Annotated in this window: 18 protein-coding genes and 1 riboswitch; of the genes, 16 read left to right on the top strand and 2 right to left on the bottom strand. The window is 42.4% G+C overall.

Annotated elements, in window-relative coordinates:
• The first annotated feature begins 17 nt into the window (after positions 1-17).
• Entirely contained in the window at positions 18-857 is an 840-nt protein-coding gene (locus I593_RS17215; RefSeq protein ID WP_016168847.1) for a sterol desaturase family protein, read from the top strand.
• A 227-nt stretch (positions 858-1084) separates the two neighbouring features.
• Here the strand turns inward: I593_RS17215 and I593_RS17210 are convergent, their stop codons facing one another.
• Positions 1085-1297, bottom strand: coding sequence for a DUF3565 domain-containing protein (locus tag I593_RS17210; protein WP_016168846.1), 213 nt, complete (start codon positions 1295-1297; stop codon positions 1085-1087).
• 122 nt (positions 1298-1419) lie between these two features.
• On the opposite strand from I593_RS17210, the gene gshB reads away from it, so the two are divergent.
• From gshB to lpxC, 8 genes are all read left to right on the top strand, one after another.
• A complete protein-coding gene (gene gshB, locus I593_RS17205) occupies positions 1420-2367 on the top strand; it encodes a glutathione synthase (RefSeq protein ID WP_016168845.1) in 948 nt (315 codons plus the stop codon).
• A 306-nt stretch (positions 2368-2673) separates the two neighbouring features.
• Complete coding sequence (gene murG / locus I593_RS17200) at positions 2674-3771, top strand: undecaprenyldiphospho-muramoylpentapeptide beta-N-acetylglucosaminyltransferase (protein WP_026440927.1); 1098 nt, start codon at positions 2674-2676, stop codon at positions 3769-3771.
• A gap of 12 nt (positions 3772-3783) precedes the next feature.
• Complete coding sequence (gene murC / locus I593_RS17195; RefSeq protein ID WP_016168843.1) at positions 3784-5232, top strand: UDP-N-acetylmuramate--L-alanine ligase; 1449 nt, start codon at positions 3784-3786, stop codon at positions 5230-5232.
• 51 nt (positions 5233-5283) lie between these two features.
• Positions 5284-6213, top strand: coding sequence for a D-alanine--D-alanine ligase (locus I593_RS17190; protein WP_016168842.1), 930 nt, complete (start codon positions 5284-5286; stop codon positions 6211-6213).
• A gap of 3 nt (positions 6214-6216) precedes the next feature.
• Positions 6217-7071 (top strand): cell division protein FtsQ/DivIB, encoded by an 855-nt coding sequence (locus tag I593_RS17185; RefSeq protein ID WP_016168841.1) that lies wholly within the window; start codon positions 6217-6219, stop codon positions 7069-7071.
• A 64-nt stretch (positions 7072-7135) separates the two neighbouring features.
• Positions 7136-8398 carry a cell division protein FtsA gene (ftsA, locus tag I593_RS17180; protein WP_016168840.1) on the top strand — a complete coding sequence of 421 codons (1263 nt, stop codon included), beginning with the start codon at positions 7136-7138 and terminating at the stop codon, positions 8396-8398.
• 161 nt (positions 8399-8559) lie between these two features.
• On the top strand, positions 8560-9744 hold the full coding sequence (ftsZ, locus tag I593_RS17175; protein ID WP_016168839.1) for a cell division protein FtsZ: 1185 nt from the start codon (positions 8560-8562) through the stop codon (positions 9742-9744).
• Between the two features lie 124 nt (positions 9745-9868).
• Positions 9869-10771, top strand: a complete 903-nt coding sequence (gene lpxC, locus I593_RS17170; protein ID WP_016168838.1) for a UDP-3-O-acyl-N-acetylglucosamine deacetylase — start codon at positions 9869-9871, stop codon at positions 10769-10771.
• A 97-nt stretch (positions 10772-10868) separates the two neighbouring features.
• Here the strand turns inward: lpxC and I593_RS17165 are convergent, their stop codons facing one another.
• Positions 10869-11309, bottom strand: coding sequence for a hypothetical protein (locus I593_RS17165; RefSeq protein ID WP_016168837.1), 441 nt, complete (start codon positions 11307-11309; stop codon positions 10869-10871).
• A gap of 107 nt (positions 11310-11416) precedes the next feature.
• On the opposite strand from I593_RS17165, the gene I593_RS17160 reads away from it, so the two are divergent.
• The 7 genes from I593_RS17160 to guaB all read left to right on the top strand — a co-directional run bounded on the left by I593_RS17160 (position 11417) and on the right by guaB (position 21080).
• Positions 11417-12106: a M23 family metallopeptidase gene (locus I593_RS17160; RefSeq protein WP_016168836.1), complete on the top strand. Its 690-nt coding sequence runs from the start codon at positions 11417-11419 to the stop codon at positions 12104-12106.
• A gap of 330 nt (positions 12107-12436) precedes the next feature.
• Positions 12437-15151: a pyruvate dehydrogenase (acetyl-transferring), homodimeric type gene (aceE, locus tag I593_RS17155; protein WP_016168835.1), complete on the top strand. Its 2715-nt coding sequence runs from the start codon at positions 12437-12439 to the stop codon at positions 15149-15151.
• 2 nt (positions 15152-15153) lie between these two features.
• Positions 15154-17118, top strand: a complete 1965-nt coding sequence (locus I593_RS17150) for a 2-oxo acid dehydrogenase subunit E2 (RefSeq protein ID WP_016168834.1) — start codon at positions 15154-15156, stop codon at positions 17116-17118.
• A 167-nt stretch (positions 17119-17285) separates the two neighbouring features.
• Positions 17286-17579, top strand: a complete 294-nt coding sequence (locus tag I593_RS17145; RefSeq protein WP_016168833.1) for a hypothetical protein — start codon at positions 17286-17288, stop codon at positions 17577-17579.
• 71 nt (positions 17580-17650) lie between these two features.
• Positions 17651-17793: riboswitch (yybP-ykoY riboswitch) on the top strand.
• 84 nt (positions 17794-17877) lie between these two features.
• A complete protein-coding gene (locus tag I593_RS17140) occupies positions 17878-18453 on the top strand; it encodes a TMEM165/GDT1 family protein (RefSeq protein WP_016168832.1) in 576 nt (191 codons plus the stop codon).
• A gap of 179 nt (positions 18454-18632) precedes the next feature.
• Positions 18633-19430: an oxygen-binding di-iron domain-containing protein gene (locus I593_RS17135; RefSeq protein ID WP_016168831.1), complete on the top strand. Its 798-nt coding sequence runs from the start codon at positions 18633-18635 to the stop codon at positions 19428-19430.
• Between the two features lie 183 nt (positions 19431-19613).
• Positions 19614-21080: an IMP dehydrogenase gene (gene guaB / locus I593_RS17130; RefSeq protein WP_016168830.1), complete on the top strand. Its 1467-nt coding sequence runs from the start codon at positions 19614-19616 to the stop codon at positions 21078-21080.
• Positions 21081-21118: the final 38 nt, after the last annotated feature.

Here is a 21118-nt window from a genome sequence, read left to right as displayed (position 1 = left end):
AAATAGAGGACATCATCATGCTAAAGTATAGTCATTTTTTAATACGTTATTTGAGTTATCCGATTTTATCTGTTACGGCCTTAGCAATAGTATTATTGATGGCTTATCAAAAAATACCCTATTGGCCCTCCGCACTAGTATGCATTGTATCCATTAGCGCTATGGTTGCAATGTTAGAGCACTTTTTGCCATATCAGCAAAAATGGTTACATGATCAAGAGGATACATTCACTGACATTTTTCATGCGATTTTTAATGTAGCACTTATTCTAATAACCGCAACAATTTTACAATTTATCCTGAAATTCGAGTTTTCTTCTAAATTATGGCCTATTCAATGGCCAATATGGGTACAATTTTTACTGGTGGGGATAATTATCGATTTTGGTTTATGGTATATGCATAAACTGAGTCATCGTCGGCGCTGGTTGTGGAAATTACATGCCATTCATCATCAACCTAAACGCTTATATTGGTTAAATGGTGAAAAACGTCATCCATTAAGTGCGATTGCACTAGCAACACCTAGTTTATTGGTATTAACGATATTAGGGGCACCAACCTTGCTGATAGGTTGTTGGCTAACCTTTACTGCGGTACATTTAAGTTTTCAACACGCCAACTTAGACTATCGGGCAGGGCCATTAAAACATGTATTTGCTGTTGCTGAAGTACATCGTTGGCATCATAAACAGGGCTTTGGCAGTAAAAATTTTGCCGAGGTTTTTGTGATTTGGGATCATATTTTTGGCACTTTTCACTACGAAGAAAAAGCAGTTTCTGCAGATAGTTTGGGCATTAGTACCCCTATATCGAATCGATATTTCAAGCAGTTGTTGTGGCCATTTAAAAAATAGCTGTAATCATAGTCCTTGGACTATGAAATGGTCTAATTAAATCATCAATAACTTTAGAATTATCAGGTATTGATGATTTAAATTTTCATGGATAGAAGTTGAAGTAACTAAACCACAAACTGAAGGGTTGGTGAGAAATCACAGCAAATGCCAATTGGTATATGACTTTTAATTTTAAAAAGTACCGTGCTGAGCTATCTAGAGTTTAGCCTTATTTAATAGTTCATTTAACATAAAATCTCATCTACGAAATCTTTCTCATCACATTTCTTACACTCTAGCATTACGCCTAATTTCTCTTTGCGCCCTTGTTCAGTCATCACCCAAGGGCGATTTTGCCAAGGCGGAGTGTGGCGGACATGTTGAGTATGTCCGCAGGCTAAATCTGCCACCCAATGCTGTTCATCATCTAAATGAAAACCAATAATGGCTTGTTGCATAGCGGAAACCTAAATGAAGTTATACAAAATTATCCATAAGCGAAAATTGAAATTCAGAAATAGAACCGAATAATCTCCGTTATACTCCTAGCTGATTATATCTTTAAACAAGAGTTTTGATTATGCGCGTACTTGTTGTGATGGACCCCATTGAAAGTGTCAATTTGAAAAAAGACTCAACTATGGCCATGTTATGGGCGGCAAGCCGTCGCGGGCATGAACTAGGTTATGCATTACAACAAGATTTATATATCGAGCAGGGTAAAGCGTTTGGTTTAATTGCACCATTACAGGTGTTTGAAGATTATGACCATTATTATGAATTGGGTGAAAAGAAGAAAGAATCCATCGCGGCGTATGACGTGGTGTTGATGCGTAAAGACCCGCCGTTTGATATGAACTTTGTCTATACCACCTACATTTTAGAGCAAGCAGAACGCGAAGGGGCGTGGATTATTAACAAACCACAAAGCCTGCGTGACTGTAATGAAAAACTGTTCGCAACCCAGTTCCCTGAGTTGCAAGTCCCGACTTTAGTCACTTCACAGCAAGGTTTAATTCGTGAATTTATTAAAGAACAAGGCGATGTGATTGTAAAACCACTTGATGGTATGGGCGGCATGGGAATTTTCCGCCTCTATCAAGATGGTGTGAATATTGGCTCAACCATTGAAATTTTAACCAACCATGGTACTCAGCCAATTATGGCACAGCGTTATATTCCTGAAATTGTCGAAGGCGATAAGCGTATTTTAATGATCAATGGCGAGCCTGTACCGTATTGCTTGGCGCGAATTCCGCAAAATGGTGAAGTTCGTGGCAACTTGGCAGCAGGTGGTTTGGGGGAAGCCCGTCCATTGACTGAAAATGACCGTAACATTGCAGAAAAAGTGGGCCCATTCTTACGTGAGAAAGGGCTGATTTTTGTCGGTCTAGATGTGATTGGCAATTATGTGACTGAAATTAATGTCACTAGCCCAACGTGTATTCGTGAAATTGACAACCAGTTTGGTACTCAAATTGCGGATGATTTATTTGCTGTATTAGAGGCGGGCCGCCCAAGCGTTTAAGTAAATTTGAATATACTCAATGCCTCGACCACATGCGTGTGGTTGAGGATTGTGCAGTACGCTAGAGGCTCAAAATTAAGCAAAAGATCTTTCCAAAACTACAAGCGATTTGCGGTTTTTAACAAAGATAGCGGTTTTTTATACTAGATTAATAATAAAACTTGTTTAAACTTACAAAACTGAAGAAAAAAACAATGAAACGCTTGGTGAAACAAAGTAAATAAACTTTCGCGCCTCTGCGTTTGTGATTACAATTGTTAACTTAAATGAATTTTTGCCTATTTTTTTGAACTGAAGAATTAAACCGTGACTGATGTACAGCAAACAAAGCCCAAACGCGTAATGATGATGGCCGCTGGTACTGGTGGACATGTTTTTCCAGCACTTGCCGTTGCAAAACAATTGCAACAACAAGGAACACAAGTGTCTTGGTTGGCAACACCTACAGGCATGGAAAACCGCTTATTAAAAAATCAAAATATTCCAATTTATCAAATTGATATTCAAGGCGTACGTGGTAATGGTGTGGTACGCAAATTGTTGGCACCTTTTAAAATTTTAAAAGCAACCTTAAGCGCTATGCGCTATATGAAACAGTTGAATATTGACGCTGTTGCTGGTTTTGGTGGTTACGTGGCTGGGCCCGGCGGTTTGGCTGCACGCGTTTTGGGCATTCCTGTGCTTATTCATGAGCAAAATGCTATCGCGGGATTTACCAATACCCAATTGTCACGCGTAGCGACTATGGTGTGTCAGGCTTTTCCGAAGACATTTTCTGAACAAGCCAAAATTGTCACCACAGGCAATCCTGTGCGTAAAGAAATTACCGAAATTTTAAATCCATCTTGGCGTTATCAAGAGCGTGAAAAAGCCAATCAACCACTTCGCATTTTAATTGTCGGTGGTTCTTTGGGGGCGAAAGCACTAAATGAATGTGTACCCGAAGCTTTAAAGCAATTAAATGTGCCACTTCGTGTCTACCATCAATGTGGACAAAACCATGCTGAATCGACACAGGCACAATATGCAAACGCGCCTACGAGTTTAGAAGTCGAAGTCCACCCGTTTATTGAAGATATGGCTCAAGCCTATTCAGATGCAGATCTCATTATCTGTCGTGCTGGTGCGTTAACGGTGACAGAAATTGCTACAGCAGGAGTCGCGGCTATATTTGTACCGTTGCCAAGTGCTGTGGATGATCACCAAACGGCGAATGCCAAGTTTTTAGCGAATATTGGGGCTGCAAAAATTTGTCCGCAAGCCAATATGACGCCTGAAAGTTTAAAAGAATTGTTAGTGCCGTTAATGAATCGTTCATTATTGTCTGAAATGGCAGTCAAAGCGCGTCAACAGGCTCAACCCGATGCAACTCAACATGTCGTTGAGCTAATTCAAGAATTGTGATTAGAGTAAGCTATGTCTCCATCTACACCTGCTGATCAAGCAAAAAAGTTAATTAAAATCCCTGAAATGCGTCGTATTAAGCATATCCATTTCGTGGGTATTGGTGGTGCTGGGATGTGCGGCATTGCTGAAGTATTGAAAAACCAAGGCTATAAAGTATCTGGTTCAGATATCAAGGCATCAAAAACCACGGTACAGCTTGAAGAAAACGGCATTAAAGTCTATATCGGGCATGCTGCTGAAAATATTCAAGGTGCTAATGTTTTGGTGGTTTCAACGGCGATTGACCCAGAGAACCCTGAAATTAAGGCAGCTATTGAACATCGTACACCTGTGGTTCGTCGTGCGGAAATGCTGGGTGAATTGATGCGCTACCGTCATGGTATTGCTGTTGCAGGAACTCATGGTAAAACCACAACCACTAGTCTTGTCACTTGTATGTTGGCTGAAGAAAACCTCGATCCAACGTATGTGATTGGTGGTTTATTAAATCGTACTGGTGTTAATGCGGCATTGGGTGCAAGTCGTTTTATTGTGGCTGAAGCGGACGAGTCAGACGCATCTTTCCTGCATTTACAGCCTATGGCCACCATTGTGACCAACATCGATGCGGATCATATGGATACCTATGGTGGCAGCTTTGATGTACTCAAAGACACTTTTGTCCAGTTTTTACAAAAAATGCCGTTTTACGGTTTGGCAGTGGTGTGCGGTGATGATGCCAACATCCGTGAAATTATGCCGCGTATTGGTCGTCCATTGGTGACCTACGGATTTAATGAAGACAATGACATCCGCGCAGTAGATGTAGTACAAGAAGGCATGCAGTCACACTTTACCGTATTGCGTAAAGATCGTGAGCCTTTGCGTCTAACGATTAATTTACCTGGTTTGCATAATATTTTAAATGCACTGGCTGCGATCGGTATTGCCACCGATGAAGGGGTGTCTGATGCTGCGATTGCACGTGCATTAGAAGGTTTCAGCGGTGTGGGGCGTCGTTTCCAAGTTCAGGGTGAGTTTGAGTTGGGCGAAGGCAACGTAAAATTGGTGGATGACTATGGCCATCACCCGAAAGAAGTAGAAGCCACCATTAAAGCAGCACGTGCTAGCCATCCAGACCGTCGTTTGGTCATGTTGTTCCAGCCGCACCGTTTTAGTCGTACCCGCGATTGTTTTGATGATTTTGTTGATGTGTTGTCACAAGTGGATCAATTGTTGTTATTAGAAGTCTATCCTGCTGGGGAAAAACCAATTGTAGGTGCGGACAGTCGTGCATTAGCGCGTAGTATTCGTTTACGTGGTGAAGTTGAACCTATCTTGATTGATCCGGTAGAAGGAAACTTGCCAAATGTAATGCGTAAAGTGTTACAAGCGAATGACTTGTTATTAACACAAGGCGCAGGTAATGTGGGAGCTATCTCGGTTGAGCTGGCACAGCATCAATTATATGTAGATTAATTGCCGTTTTCGGTTTCAATTAAAAAGTTATAACAGTTTAAGGATAAAAACGTGTCAAATGCTTCAAAGTTCGGCAAAGTTGCCGTGTTGCTTGGTGGTAAATCAGCTGAGCGTGAGGTTTCTCTCGATAGTGGTCAGGCTGTACTTGAAGCATTGATTCGTTCTGGGGTAAATGCCGAGGCATTTGATCCTCAGAATCGTAGCGTGACAGAATTGGTCAATTATGATCGTGCCTTTATTGTATTGCATGGTCGTGGTGGTGAAGATGGTCAGATCCAAGGTGTATTAGAGTGGTTAAACATTCCTTATACAGGAACTGGTGTTCAAGGTTCTGCTATTGGTATGGACAAAGTTAAAACCAAGCAAATTTGGCAAGGTTCAGACTTACCAACTGCACCGTACCGTATTATTGATAAAGACAGTGATTTAGCCGAAGTTGTAGAAAGCCTAGGTTTGCCACTCATTATTAAGCCTGTACACGAAGGTTCTAGTGTAGGCATGAGCAAGGTTGAAAAGGCTGAAGATTTGGCTGCGGCAATTGCTAAAGCCACTCAGCATGATGCTGTGGTCATGGCTGAAAAATGGATTACAGGACGTGAATTCACGATTTCATTCTTGAATGGTCAACCGTTACCTGTGATTCGTTTACAACCACCTGCGGATGTTGCGTTCTACGATTATGAAGCGAAATATCAACGTAATGATGTGCAATATGGTATTCCGTGCGGTTTAACGGAAGCTGAAGAACAACGTCTACAAGCCTTATGTTTACGCGCATTTCAAGCGGTTGGGGCAAGTGGTTGGGGACGTATTGATGCCATGCAGGACGAACAAGGCAACTTCTGGTTACTTGAAGTGAATACAGTACCAGGTATGACCAGTCACTCATTGGTGCCAAAAGCTGCCAATGCTGTAGGCTATAGTTTTGATGCGTTATGTGTTGCAATTTTAGAACAAACACTTACAGGTGTAGCACACTAAGTTATGGCTCAACTTCCAGCATCGATGCGCCGCAAACGCGCCGCAATTACCTCGATTCATGACAAACCACCCACGCGAAAAGAACAACTGACTAACGTGGGTGGCTGGCTGCTCTTGGTTATTGCTTTTGTGGTCTTGGCTGCTGGAATATTTGGCTTATACAAGGTCATGACCGATGCGCGTGTAGCAGATTTGGATGTGGTTGGAACACGTTCCGATGCTGAGCATCGTCAAGTGATGTTGCACGTGGCGCCAACTTTACAAAATAATTATTTTACTTCTGATTTAGAGCAAATCCGTGACCGTGCTTTAGAGTTGTCATGGGTAGATCGTGTTGTGGTTTCTCGTGCATGGCCGAATGCGATTCGCGTCCGTGTAATGCCTCGTCATGCGATTGCCCGTTGGGGAACTGGGCGTTTGCTCAGCGATAGCGGTGATGTTTTTGCTGAAGTGACACCCAAAAATTATCAACAATTGCCATTGCTTCATGGGCCGATCAGCCAATCCAAAACCATGATGCGTCGCTATAATGAAATTAACCAATTATTCCTTCCAGTCAACCTTCGGCTAAAAGAATTATATTTAACGGAGCGTATGACTTGGTTTATGCAGTTTGATTCTGGATTACGTGTTATTGTTGATCAAGATCAAACTATGAGTAAGCTACAACGTTTGAGTCATCTCGCACAAAGTGATTTGAAACCAGTATGGCCACAAATCTCTGCAATCGATTTACGCTATAGGAATGGCCTAGCAATTCAATGGAAAAGCACAGCCCCACCCAAAATTGTAAATGGTCACTTTGTTGTAACGATTAATGACACAGGCATTGCGGATGGGATAAGTGCAAAGCCATAATGATTGGCTTTATAAATAGAGGCGTAAAGCCATAAATTAAACAAACATGTAATGGTAGTAAATAATGAGTGAAGCTGTTCCCTCAGTTGTTGCGATTGACATTGGGACACATAAAGTTTCAGTTTTGATTGGTAAGGTGCATGCCCCAGACAAGATACAAGTCATTGGGATGGCGACTGCACGTAACCGCGGTATGAACAAAGGCAAAATCGTGAGCTTGGACAAAGTCATCACGGCGATAAAAAATGCCGTTCAGGAAGCGGAAGATATGGCTGAGTGCCGTGTGCATTCAGCTTGGGTTTCTATTCCAAGTGCAGAATTAAAAAGTTTTTATGCTTCGGGGCGTACCCCAATTGAAAACGCTGAACATAGTATTAGCACCAATGAAGTCGTGAGAGCATTAGAGTTGGCCAAAGCCAGCCATGTCACTTCAGATCATTATTTGGTAAGTGCAGTTCCACTAGGTTTTGAATTGGATGATTCTCCAGAATGGGTGCAGAATCCAATTCGGATGTCCGCACACACGATGAAAGGGCATTATCAGTTGATGATGTTGCCGATCAGTACCATGCAGAATTTGGATCGTGCCATGAAAGGTGCAAACATCACCGTAGAAAAAATGGTGGTGTCTTGTTTGGCCACAGCAGAAGCCAGTTTGCTGAAAGACGAAAAAGAATATGGGGTTTGTTTGCTCGATATGGGCGCTGGAACCACCAATCTTGCGGTCTATTTAGATGGTCGTCTGGCGATGGCGGAAACGTTACAACGTGGCGGTGAACATGTGACACGTGATATTGCTGCCGTTTTACAAACCACGACAGAAGAAGCAGAAAGAATTAAGTTACTTTATGGTTGTGTTGATTTAAAAGTGGTTAAACCCGACCATATGATTCAAATTCAAGGGATCGATGGTCCGCAAACCATTAGCCGAATTGAATTGTCTGACATTATGATTGCACGCTATGAAGAAATTTTGACCCAAGTTCGAGAAGCACTTGAGCGTAGTGGCGCTATTCATGGTTTATATCATGGTGTTGTTTTGACGGGTGATGCTTGCCAAATTGAAGGCATGGTCAGCTTGGTGCGTCGCATGTTGGGTATTTCAGCGCATTTGGGCAATCCACCTGTACAAGTTTATGCCGATGAGCCTTATTTGGCATCATTACGCCGTTCCCAATACGCAACGGCGGCGGGCTTATTGATGTTCAGTCAAGGGGATCCACAAGAGACCTTGGTAGAAACCGTAGACCCTGAAACACTTTCGTTCTGGAAACGTGCTGGACGAGCATGGTCAGGGCTAAATGACAAGTTGAAGTCTATTTTTTAGTGGTATTTTTAAGGAATATTGTTTGGAAGTTGTACGTTAGGCGGTCAAGACTTGACAACCTAGACATTGAACAGCATTCTAAAACCAATTTTATTTATGCAGATCAAGGCAGTATACGGGCTTAAGTGACTGCCAATTACGAATTAGGAAATTTAAAGGTCATGGCCTCATTTGAATTTTTAGAAGATGATCAGAACGATAGCAACGGTCAAGCCCGTTTCACTGTATTTGGTGTAGGTGGTGCAGGCGGTAATGCCGTTCAACACATGTTGGAATCGGATATTCAAGGTGTAAAATTTGTTTGTGCCAATACGGACAAGCAAGCATTAGACCGTATGAATGCGCAATTTAAAATCCAGTTAGGCGAACAAAGTACCCGTGGTTTAGGTGCAGGTGCCAATCCTCAAGTGGGTCAAACGGCGGCCGAAGAAAGTCGTGAGTTGATCCGCCAGCATTTAGAAGGCACCGACATGGTGTTCGTGACTGCGGGTATGGGTGGTGGTACAGGTACAGGTGCTGCACCAGTCGTTGCAGAAATTGCCAAAGAAATGGGTATTTTAACGGTAGGTGTAGTGACTACGCCGTTTAATTTTGAAGGTAAGCGTCGTCAACAGTCTGCTGAAAAAGGCATTGAGGCTTTAGAAGCGCACGTAGACTCACTTATTATTATTCCAAACCAGCGTTTGCTCAAAGTATTCCGCGATATCTCGATGAAAGATGCTTATAAAAAGGCAGATGATGTATTGTTGAATGCGGTACGCAGTATCTTCGATTTGGTGGTTCGCCCTGGTCACATTAACCTTGACTTTGCCGACTTGAAAACAGCAATGAGTACTCGTGGTTATGCCATGATGGGTGCAGGCTCAGGTCGTGGTGAACATCGTGCGCGTCAAGCTGCAGAACAGGCGATTCGTAGTCCGTTATTAGATAACGTAACTATTATGAATGCTAAGGGTATTTTGATTAACGTCACTGGTGGTGATGATGTTACCTTTGGTGAAATTGAAGAAATTACCGATGTCGTGAACCAAATTGTGGACTTGGATGAAGGTCAAGTCTTCTACGGTACGGTCTTTGACCCTGATGCACGTGATGAAATTAGCGTGACTGTGATTGCAACAGGTTTAACCCGCAATTCAGCAGATGCGATTGAACCTGTGAAGCGTCCAAATACGCAGGTTTCACGTTCTGCAACGACCCATGCTGTGGTTGAGGAAGATGATGTTCCTGCGATTCAACGTCAGCAGGCTGATGCTCCAGCAATTAATGCGGCTTCATCTGCTGGTGCATCACGCCCAACACCAATGAGTATTCAAGATTATTTGAAAAATCAGCAACGTAAGTAATTATTTTTCAATAACTTGCTTTTGAAATACTATAAAAGGTAGCGTTATCGCTACCTTTTTGTTTTTTATCAATGGCTAAATATGCTAACGTATAGCGGATTTATGGGCAGATGATAGAAAGAGCATGTTGAAACAGCGTACCCTGCAACGTGTCGTGAAAGCGAGCGGTATTGGTCTTCATAGTGGGCAAAAGGTATTAATGAACTTTGTGCCGCACCATGTGGATGGGGGTATTGTATTTCGCCGTATTGATTTGGATCCACCTGTGGACATTCAAGCCGATGCAATGCTGATTCAAGAAGCCTTTATGTGCTCTAATTTGGTTCAGGAAGATGCCAAAGTAGGCACCATTGAACATGTGATGAGTGCGATCGCAGGTTTGGGTATTGATAATTTAATTATCGAAGTTTCGGCTTCAGAAGTGCCAATTATGGATGGCAGTGCTGGCCCATTTATCTATCTGTTAATGCAAGGTGGATTGGTCGAGCAAAATGCAGCCAAAAAATTTATTCGAATCTTAAAACCTGTTGAAGCATTAATTGATGATAAGCGTGCAATTTTCACGCCCCATTCAGGTTTTCAACTGAATTTCACCATCGATTTTGACCACCCCGCATTTAAAAAAGAATATCAGTCAGCCACCATCGATTTTTCAACTGAAACTTTTGTCTACGAAGTTAGTGAAGCACGTACATTTGGCTTCATGATGGACTTAGATTATTTAAAAGCCAACAATTTGGCTTTAGGGGCAAGTTTAGAGAATGCCATTGGTGTAGATGATACTGGCGTGGTCAATGAAGAAGGTTTGCGCTTCTCAGATGAATTTGTTCGTCACAAAATATTGGATGCTGTAGGTGATTTATATTTATTAGGACATCAAATTATTGCGAAATTTGATGGATATAAGTCAGGTCATGCTCTCAATAACCAATTGTTACGCAATGTTCAAAGTGATCCAAGTAGCTACGAAATTGTAACATTTGATGACATGGATCAATGTCCAATCCCTTATGTAAGTGTGACATAAGTCATTGTCTTATATGGGCTACGTTATAATATAACAAATTGAAATGTGAATTAAGTCACGTTCGTTGGCTGAGGCATTTTCCAAACCCAGCCCTAGGTTACTTTTTATTGCTTGCCAAACGTAGCATTGCTTGGCTAAGCTTAGGGTCGCTCACAAAGTCAGCAGCCCCTTTTAATAAATCTTGGGTTTCTGGGCTAAGAGATCGGGAAGATGATTCAGTTGTCTGTGTAGTTTTTGAGGATACTCTTAAACGAACCTGTATTTTTTGTAAGTCTTTCAGTTCTTCTAGTTGAGCCAATTGAACAATATAGTGCTTTTGTAAGTAACCAAGTTGACTCACCATCGCTTGATTTTCACCCGTTACGGTTAAAACACCATATTGATAACAAGCAACCTGCCATTGCTCTGGTTGAGGCAATAACGGTTGAATGAGTTTGCTAAGTTTCTGCCATGCAGCAACTTGGGTTGAGAGAAACGACAAGTTTCCTGTTTTTATGCGTTTTCTTGTTTGTTGAAAGAGATTCTCTGGTTCAGACATACATATTACCTTCATATTTGTGTCTTAATCTTATGCGCTCCTTTCAGTAGATATCAAGGAAGAGATCACGCAAGGAACTTTTGTAAGAACAGTTTAAAGAGGTTTTCATGCACACAAGACGTATTTTATTGGCATTTTCTTTGGCAGCTTCGGCCGCATCGGTGGCTTTCGCTGATTTAGTTCAATTAAATTCTAACACCACTGCTTCACCAGATCGTATAGAGCAACTGACTCAAACTTTAGCACAAGGTTCGTATGCTGAACCTGAAGATATTGATCTTCCTGCAAGTACCGAGTTATCAGTCAGATTGCGTGAAAAAACAGTTGAGCTAAATAACGAATCGATTGCTAAAAAATATGCCACTAAAACTTCGTATTCTGCATCTTCGAATAGTCCTTATTCATGGTTAGTCTCTCATCCATTACCAGACATGAAACGCATCAGCTCGGACTTTGGTGGTCGTACTATGGGTGGTCGTGCTGAACATCACTCTGGTTTAGATTTGTCAGCACCAAGTGGTACGCCAATTTATGCGACAGGACCAGGTGTTGTAACCAAATCGGGTTGGGGTTCTGGTTATGGTCAATATGTTGAAATTAACCATGGCAATGGTTATATCACACGTTATGCACATGCTTCACGTTTAATTGCACGTGTTGGTGATCGAGTAAATGCGGGTGAACATATTGCCAATGTGGGTTGTACAGGCCGTTGTACGGGACCACATTTGCATTATGAAGTTGTAAAAGATGGTCAGCGTAAAAATCCATCAACTTATTTAGCCATGTTGCCATAATTACATCTCGTTATTAAAGCTTCAAATCCTTCTAAAGGCAGTGTATTGGGTCCTACCTCTTTCCCATACACTGCCTTTTTATTGTTTCCAATATTTGCACCAAAGTAGTGACGTTTTCTGTATCTTTTTTCATGTTATCAGGCAGAAGAGTTTTGTTTGTATAAAAAAACATCATTATTGGCGATTTTTTGTTAATTTGAGTGTTAAATCGTCATTAATTATTTATTTTATAAATAGTGGTACCTGCCCGTATTCAGCTACAGCGATAACTTCTAATACCAAAGTATGGTACATATACATAATAGATTAAGCTTAAGGAATAGGTGGATTATGGCGTTTTATGGCGATACAGATGCGCAAGAAACCCAAGAATGGCAAGATGCTTTCGATTCGGTTCTAAAACACATGGGAACAGAGCGTGCTGCATTTTTATTAGAAAAATTATATCAACGTGCAATCGCGAAACATGTTCCTATTCAGCGCTTAAACACTCCTTATTTAAATACGGTTTCTGTTGAAGAACAACCAGCAATGCCAGGCGACCAAGATATGGAACGCCGTATTCGTGCATTGATTCGTTGGAATGCTTTGGCAATGGTACTTCGTGCCAATAAAACAGGTGATGACCTAGGTGGTCACTTGGCGAGTTTTGCATCTTCAGCAACTTTATACGATGTTGGTTTTAACCACTTCTTCCGCGCAAACAGCAATAACTTTGGCGGGGATATGATTTATTACCAAGGTCACTGTGCGCCTGGTATTTATGCACGTTCTTTCTTGGAAGGACGTTTAACTGAAGAACAGTTAAGTAATTTCCGCCGTGAAGTGGGCGGTAATGGTTTACCAAGCTATCCACATCCATACTTAATGCCGGACTATTGGCAATTCCCAACGGTATCAATGGGTCTTGGTCCAATCATGTCGATTTATCAAGCACACATTCAAAAATATTTGATGAACCGTGGCTTGATCAAAGAAGAAGATCGTAAAGTTTGGGCTTATCTGGGCGATGGTGAGATGGATGAGCCAGAAAGTACTGGTGCAATTTCACTAGCTGGCCGTGAAAAACTTGATAACCTCATTTGGGTTGTTAACTGTAACTTACAGCGTCTAGATGGTCCTGTACGTGGTAACGGTAAAATTATTCAAGAATTAGAATCTTTATTCCGTGGTGCAGGCTGGCGTGTCATTAAAGTAGTATGGGGTCGTCATTGGGATCCGCTACTTGCAAAAGACAGCACAGGCGCTTTAAAAGCGGTCATGGAAGAGACAGTTGATGGTGAATACCAACGCTATCAAGTAAAAGGTGGTGCATACACGCGTGAGAAATTCTTTGGCAAGTACCCAGAAGCTGCGGAGCTTGTAAAAGATTTAAGCGATGAAGATATCGATAATCTTAACCGTGGTGGTCATGACCCGTACAAGGTTTTTGCTGCATATGCAGAAGCAATGAAAGCCAAAGGTCAACCAACAGTTATTCTTGCGAAAACTGTTAAAGGTTACGGTTTGTCTGAAGAAATTGAAGCGGTGAACAAAACTCACCAAATCAAGAAAATGCAGATCGACTCTTTGAAATATGTACGTGACCGTTTCAACCTGCCATTTACAGACGATAAGTTAGAAGAGCTTCCATTCTACCGCCCAAGTGAAAACTCTCCAGAAATGAAGTATATGAAGGCGCGTCGTGAAGCTTTGGGTGGTTACCTACCTGCACGTCGTAAAGAGAGTGAGCAATTAGCCATTCCTGAATTGTCGGTATTTGATGCAGTATTAAAAGGTTCTGCGGGCAAAGAACAATCTACTACCATGGTGATGGTTCGTTTGATTGCTTCTTTACTTAAAGAAAAAGCAATTAAAGATCGCGTAGTACCAATCGTTCCAGATGAAGCACGTACGTTTGGTTTAGAAGGGATGTTCCGTCAGCTCGGTATTTATGCCGCTCACGGTCAAAAGTACACCCCAGAAGACCAAGAACAGTTAATGCATTACCGCGAAGCAAAAGACGGTCACATGCTTCAAGAAGGCATTAACGAAGCGGGCGCGATGAGTGCATGGGCAGCGTTGGCAACGAGTTATTCAACCAATAACTTGCCGATGATTCCAATGTACATGTACTACTCTATGTTTGGTTTCCAACGTATTGGTGACATTGCATGGGCTGCGGGTGATGCACAAGCTCAAGGTTTCTTGTTAGGTGCAACTGCTGGTCGTACGACACTGAACGGTGAAGGCTTACAGCACCAAGATGGTCACTCGCACATCCTTGCGAACACGATTCCAAACTGTGTGTCTTATGATCCATGCTTTGGTTATGAATTAGCAGTGATCGTACATGATGGTTTACAGCGTATGTATGTGAACCAAGAGCGTATTTTCTACTACCTCACCGTAATGAACGAAAACTACGAACACCCTGAAATGCCACAAGGTGTTGAAGAAGGCATTAAGCGTGGGATGTACTTATTCGAACAAGATGAGAAAGCAACAGTTCAATTGCTCGGTTCGGGTGTCATTCTACGTGAAGTGATTAAAGCGGCAAAAATCTTACGTGATGAATACCAAATCCATTCAAACGTTTGGAGTGTAACAAGCTTCAATGAGTTGGCACGTGATGGTATGGCATGTGAAGAATACAACCGCTTACATCCGTTGGCTGAACAAGCGAAAGAAGCGTGGATTTCTCAGTTACTTCGTCCAACTGACGGTATCGTTGTGTCTGCAACTGATCATATGCGCGCGTATAGCGAACAAGTTCGTGCTTACTTACCTGACAACCGTCCATTCGTAGCCTTAGGTACAGATGGTTATGGCCGTTCAGATACACGTGCAAACTTACGTAGCTATTTTGGCGTAGATGCTGCACACATTGTGGTTGCGACCTTGAAAAAACTAGCAGATGAAGGTGAAGTCGATGCGCGCCTAGTCAAAGATGCGATTTCTTCATTTGAGTTAGATACAGACCGTCCAGTGGCATGGGCTCCTCAGGCACACCCTGAAGTTCATGCAGTTGCGGACTACAAAGAACAATCAGGTGAGGAGAACTAAGCATGCAAATCACAACACCTGATATTGGCGTGGACAAAGCCACAGTTGCAGAAATTTTAGTGAAAGTGGGTGACCAGATTGCTGTTGATGACAGTCTAGTTCTCCTTGAGTCAGACAAAGCCTCTGTTGAAGTGCCAAGCACTTCAGCAGGTGTGGTTAAAAGCATCAGTGTTGCAGTGGGCGATGAAGTGTCTGAAGGCGCTGTATTGATTGAGCTTGAATCAGATGCTGCTTCAACTCCTGTCGCAGCAAAAGTGGAAGAAAAAGTAGCTGAACCTACTCCAGTTGCTAAACCAGAAGTAGCTACTCCTGTTGCAGCGACTCAACCAGCGACAAGTGCTGTAGTTGATGTACAAGTTCCAGACATTGGTGTTGAAAAAGCAGTCGTGGGTGAAATACTGGTCAAAGCTGGTGATACGATTGAAGTTGATCAAAGTATTGTGGTAGTTGAATCAGACAAAGCGACAGTTGAAGTACCGAGCACGGTTGCGGGCACAGTTGAAAGTGTTGAAATTCAAGCCGGTGACACCGTGAAAGAAGGTGTTGTACTGTTAAAAGTGAAAACAACATCTGCATCAAGTGCGCCAGTTGAAGCTCCTGTTTCTACAGCAGCTCCAGTGGCAGTGCCTGCACCAGTTCAACAAGAAACTGTAACTGCGACTGCTACTCAATCTGGACCAGTTGATATTAACGTTCCTGATTTGGGCGTAGATAAAGCAGTTGTTGCTGAAATTTTGGTACAAGTTGGCGATAAAGTTGATGTAGACCAAAGCCTTGTTGTGGTTGAGTCAGATAAAGCGACTGTGGAAGTTCCAAGTACTGTTGCGGGTGTTGTGAAAGCGATTCACTTGCAAGCAGGCCAGCAGGTTTCACAAGGTATATTGCTTGCAACAATTGAAGCTGAAGGCCAAGCACCTGCTGCGGCACCAGCGGCAAAAGCAGAAGTAGCTCCAGCTCCACAGGCAGCAGCACCTAAAGTGGCAGCTCCTGCTCCGACTCAGGCTGTATCTGCCCCAGCGTCTGGCAGTGACAAGTTAACCAAAGAGCAAGAAGCCGAAAACGCTAAAGTATATGCTGGTCCTGCTGTACGCAAGCTTGCTCGTGAACTTGGTGTGATCTTGTCACAAGTTAAAACTTCTGGTGAGCATGGCCGTGTTGTTAAAGAAGATATCTTTGCTTATGTGAAGACTCGTTTAACTGCGCCACAAGCTGCACCAGTTGCTGCTGCACCAGCGGTTTCGGGTTTGCCAAAGCTTCCTGACTTCACTGCGTTTGGTGGCGTGGAAGAAAAAGTACTGACGCGTTTGCAGCAAGTATCAATTCCGCAATTGTCGTTAAACAACTTTATTCCGCAAGTTACCCAGTTTGATTTGGCTGATATTACTGAGTTAGAAGATTGGCGTAATGAACTGAAAGGCAACTTCAAAAAAGAAGGTATCAGCCTGACGATTATGGCATTCATCATCAAAGCGGTTGCGCATTTGTTGAAAGAAGAGCGTGAGTTCGCAGGTCATTTATCTGATGATGGTAAATCAGTGCTGTTGCGCAATGAAATCCATATGGGAATTGCGGTAGCAACTCCAGATGGTTTAACGGTTCCAGTATTGCGTAATCCAGACCAAAAAACCATTAAGCAAATTGCAGTTGAATTGGGTGTATTGGGTCAAAAAGCACGTGACAAGAAACTTTCACCGAAAGACTTGCAAGGTGCGAATTTCACTATTTCAAGCTTAGGTGCAATTGGTGGTACGGCATTTACTCCGTTGGTGAACTGGCCACAAGTAGCAATTTTAGGAATCTCACCAGCAACCATGCAGCCTGTTTGGAATGGCAAAGACTTTGACCCACGCTTAATGTTGCCGTTATCTTTGTCTTACGACCATCGTGTGATTAATGGTGCAGATGCGGCACGCTTTACCAATAAGCTCACCAAGTTATTGGGTGATATTCGCAGTTTACTGCTCTAATTTATTTCTAGATCAGCGCATAAAACCTCGCCTCGGCGGGGTTTTTTTTATGGTGATGAATTTGGATAAATCGTAAAAATCTGTTGTGAAGTCTCGTGCATTCGCATGATTTGGTTAAAATGCATAAAGATGTCAAAGATAAATTGAATGCAGGGAGTTGCATGCAGATGTTTGCCTTTTTTAAATTTATGCTGCCAGTCTTATTATTGGTTTTGGTGTTGATGGGGCTTTGGCTCAGTGTGCTGCATTTTCCATGGCATTGGGTGACGTATATAGTGATGGGGCTGGAAATTTTCACCGCCACGATTGTCTTTTCAATGGAATATCAGGCACAGCATATTGGTGGTGCCAGCGGTTGGGGAAGTTTTGGTTGGTTGGGCTTTAATGTCGGTTTGGCGATGTTCTTGGGATTGTGTCGAATCGCTATTTGGCTATATCAACGTTTTGAATTTCAGTTTTAAACTGAACTCAATTACGTGATGATAAAATACAAATGAAAGAGTGGAAAACTTGAGTAAATTTTGTATAATGGTTGCGATTCATTGGGGAGTAGCCGCTTTTTACGCTATGTAAAAAGGTGATGATCAACATAATTGTTCCACAGAACATGGTCATCATAGCAAAGAACCAAATAAGCTTATCGAACAGCTTTTTTTGTTGGCAAGACCTTTGATTTACCACTCTGCATCAATCTATTTGATTTTGGCTAGCAGGAGAGGTAAGTCATAGGCAAATTTTGCTAGCCAGAGAAAAGATGTTATGCATGAGTTCCTCATTTCGACAGCAATTGTCGCACTCGCTGAAATGGGTGATAAAACCCAACTTCTTGCCTTATTATTGGCTGCACGTTTCCGTAAACCTGTTCCTATTCTGATTGCAATTTTAGCTGCAACGCTGATTAACCATGGTTTATCTGCAGTATTGGGGCAGTGGATTACGACTGTTTTGAGTCCTGAAGTCTTAATCTGGGTACTTTCACTTGGCTTTATTGGTATGGCAGCGTGGATGTTAATTCCAGATGAGCTGGATGATGAGACCGATAGTATCAATAAGTGGCAGAGATTTGGCGTATTCGGTGCAACCTTTGTCTTGTTCTTTTTGGCAGAAATTGGCGATAAAACTCAAATTGCAACTGTGGCCTTGGCTGCGCGTTACGACAGCATTTTCTGGGTGATGGCTGGAACCACAGTAGGCATGATGTTGGCAAACGCACCTGCAGTTTTTGTGGGTAATAAGTTGGCAGATAAGCTACCGATCTCATTAATTCATAAAATTGGCGCAGCCATCTTCTTGATTATCGGGGTCTCGACCTTAGTGCAGCATTATTTCTTCTAAGTGAGATTTTTTAGAAAACCCAGCAAATTAGTTGGGTTTTTTATTAGGTAAATCAGTCAAATAAGTACATAAAAATGAAAACTAGCTCTGTATATTTATTGTAAGTTTAGTTATTTCCATTTATGTTATAGGGAATTAAAAAATTGTACTTAATAGAATAGAATTATTGGGGTTTTGCTATGGCTTTTGATCGCACCACGTCACAAGTGTTATTTGATAATGGCACACATAAGTGCATCAGTTTTACCAGCTTGGTTAAAGGTGAAGGCGTACAGGCAAACCAGTTTCTGATTTTAGATCATGAGCGTGCTGCAGTATTAGATCCAGGGGGAGATTTGACCTATGTACCCCTAACCATGGAACTGAATAAATATACACGCTTGACCAATCTTGATTATGTGATGGCCTCGCACCAAGATCCGGACATCATTACTTCAATGCCACGCTGGCTGGTGTATACCGAGGCTAAAGTTGTGGCTTCAAAGCTTTGGGCGCGCTTCTTACCTCATTTAAACTCTGCCTTTATGAGTGACCGAATGAAAGGTGGTTGGTTAGAACGCTTGATCGAATTGCCAGACCACGGTGGGATCATTCCTTTAGGTGAATCCAGTATCGTTGTTGTCCCTGCGCATTTTCTACATTCAGTTGGGAATTTTCAATTTTACGACCCAATCGCAAAAATTTTGTTTTCAGGTGATATGGGCGCATCTATGGTGGATGATGCCAATAAGCCCTTGGAAAATTTTGCTGCGCATATCCCAAAAATGAAAGGTTTCCATCAACGTTATATGTGTTCCAACAAAGTGATTCGCCTTTGGGTGAACATGGTGCGCAGCATGGATGTTGAAATGATTGTGCCGCAACATGGTACGCCGTTTATCGGTAAAGAGATGATTAACCAATTCTTGGATTGGATTGAAACTTTAGAATGTGGCATTGACTTAATGGATGAAAGTATTTTTACCTGCCCAACCTAACGTCTTACCCAATTGAGAAATGAGATTGGCAGGTCAGCCAATCTCATTTCTAACATTAAAACGGGGGCTGAAAAATGCTTTACCGTGTACCTATATTTTTTAAATGATATTTTTTTAATAAAAAATGAAATTTAAAGCTAAATTTGTTTATAATAGCGCACGGAAATTACCAGTGAGACTGTTATGTTGACCATCGTTCAAGAAGCGTTAACCTTCGATGATGTCTTATTACTCCCTGCCTATTCTACTGTCCTCCCAAAAGATGTCTCTCTAAAGACACGCCTGACTCGTGGCATTAACTTAAATATCCCTCTCGTTTCAGCAGCAATGGATACCGTGACTGAGTCACGTATGGCAATTGCGATGTCACAAAACGGTGGTATTGGTATTTTGCATAAAAACATGGATATTGCTGCCCAAGCTGCAGAAGTACGCCGTGTGAAAAAATTTGAAGCAGGTATGGTCAAAGACCCAATTACAGTAACACCAGAAACCACAGTACGTGAGTTGATTGCGATTACGCAAGCCAACAACATCAGTGGTGTGCCTGTAGTAAAAGACGGGAAAGTGGTTGGTATAGTGACAGGACGTGATACGCGTTTTGAAACCAATCTTGAGCAACCTGTAAGCAGCATTATGACGGGTCAAGACCGTTTAGTGACTGTACGTGAAGGCGAATCTAAAGAACAGATTCAAGCACTCTTACAGAAACACCGTATTGAAAAAGTATTGGTGGTTGGCGAAAACAACGAATTAAAAGGTCTCATTACGGTCACTGATTTCCGTAAAGCAGAACTTTATCCAAACAGCTGTAAAGATGACTTAGGTCGTTTACGCGTAGGTGCTGCAGTGGGTACAGGCGTAGAAACACCAAGCCGTGTAGAAGCATTGGTTGATGCAGGTGTTGACGTGATTGTGGTCGATACCGCACATGGTCACTCTGCAGGTGTTATCGAACGTGTACGTTGGGTTAAACAAAACTACCCACAAGTGCAAGTAATTGGCGGTAACATTGCAACAGGTGATGCTGCATTAGCTTTACTTGATGCAGGTGCTGATGCTGTAAAAGTCGGGATTGGTCCAGGTTCAATCTGTACTACTCGTATTGTTGCGGGTATTGGTATGCCGCAAATCTCTGCGATTGACAGTGTTGCCAATGCATTAAAAGATCAAATTCCTTTAATTGCTGACGGTGGTATTCGCTTCTCTGGCGATATGGCAAAAGCGATTGGTGCGGGTGCAAGCACGATTATGGTGGGTTCACTCCTTGCAGGTACTGAAGAAGCACCTGGTGAAGTGGAATTCTTCCAAGGTCGTTACTACAAAGCTTACCGTGGTATGGGTTCATTGGGTGCAATGGCGGGTGCGACAGGTTCGGCTGACCGTTACTTCCAAGACTCTAAAGCGGGTGCTGAGAAGTTGGTGCCAGAGGGTATTGAAGGTCGTGTACCGTACAAAGGACCAATGGGCAATATCGTACATCAAATGATGGGTGGCTTACGTTCTTCTATGGGGTATACGGGTTCATCGACCATTGAAGATCTACGTCAAAATGCAAAATTCGTGAAGATTACTGCCGCAGGTATGTCAGAGTCTCACGTGCATGATGTCACCATTACCAAAGAAGCACCCAACTATCGCGTTGGTTGATTTTTCGTAATTTAGATCTAAAGAGACCGTCAACACTA

Source organism: Acinetobacter tandoii DSM 14970 = CIP 107469 (assembly GCF_000400735.1).
Lineage (GTDB): Bacteria > Pseudomonadota > Gammaproteobacteria > Pseudomonadales > Moraxellaceae > Acinetobacter > Acinetobacter tandoii.
The sequence above is the reverse complement of the archived record's forward strand: the minus strand, read 5'-3'. Positions and strand labels throughout refer to the sequence as shown.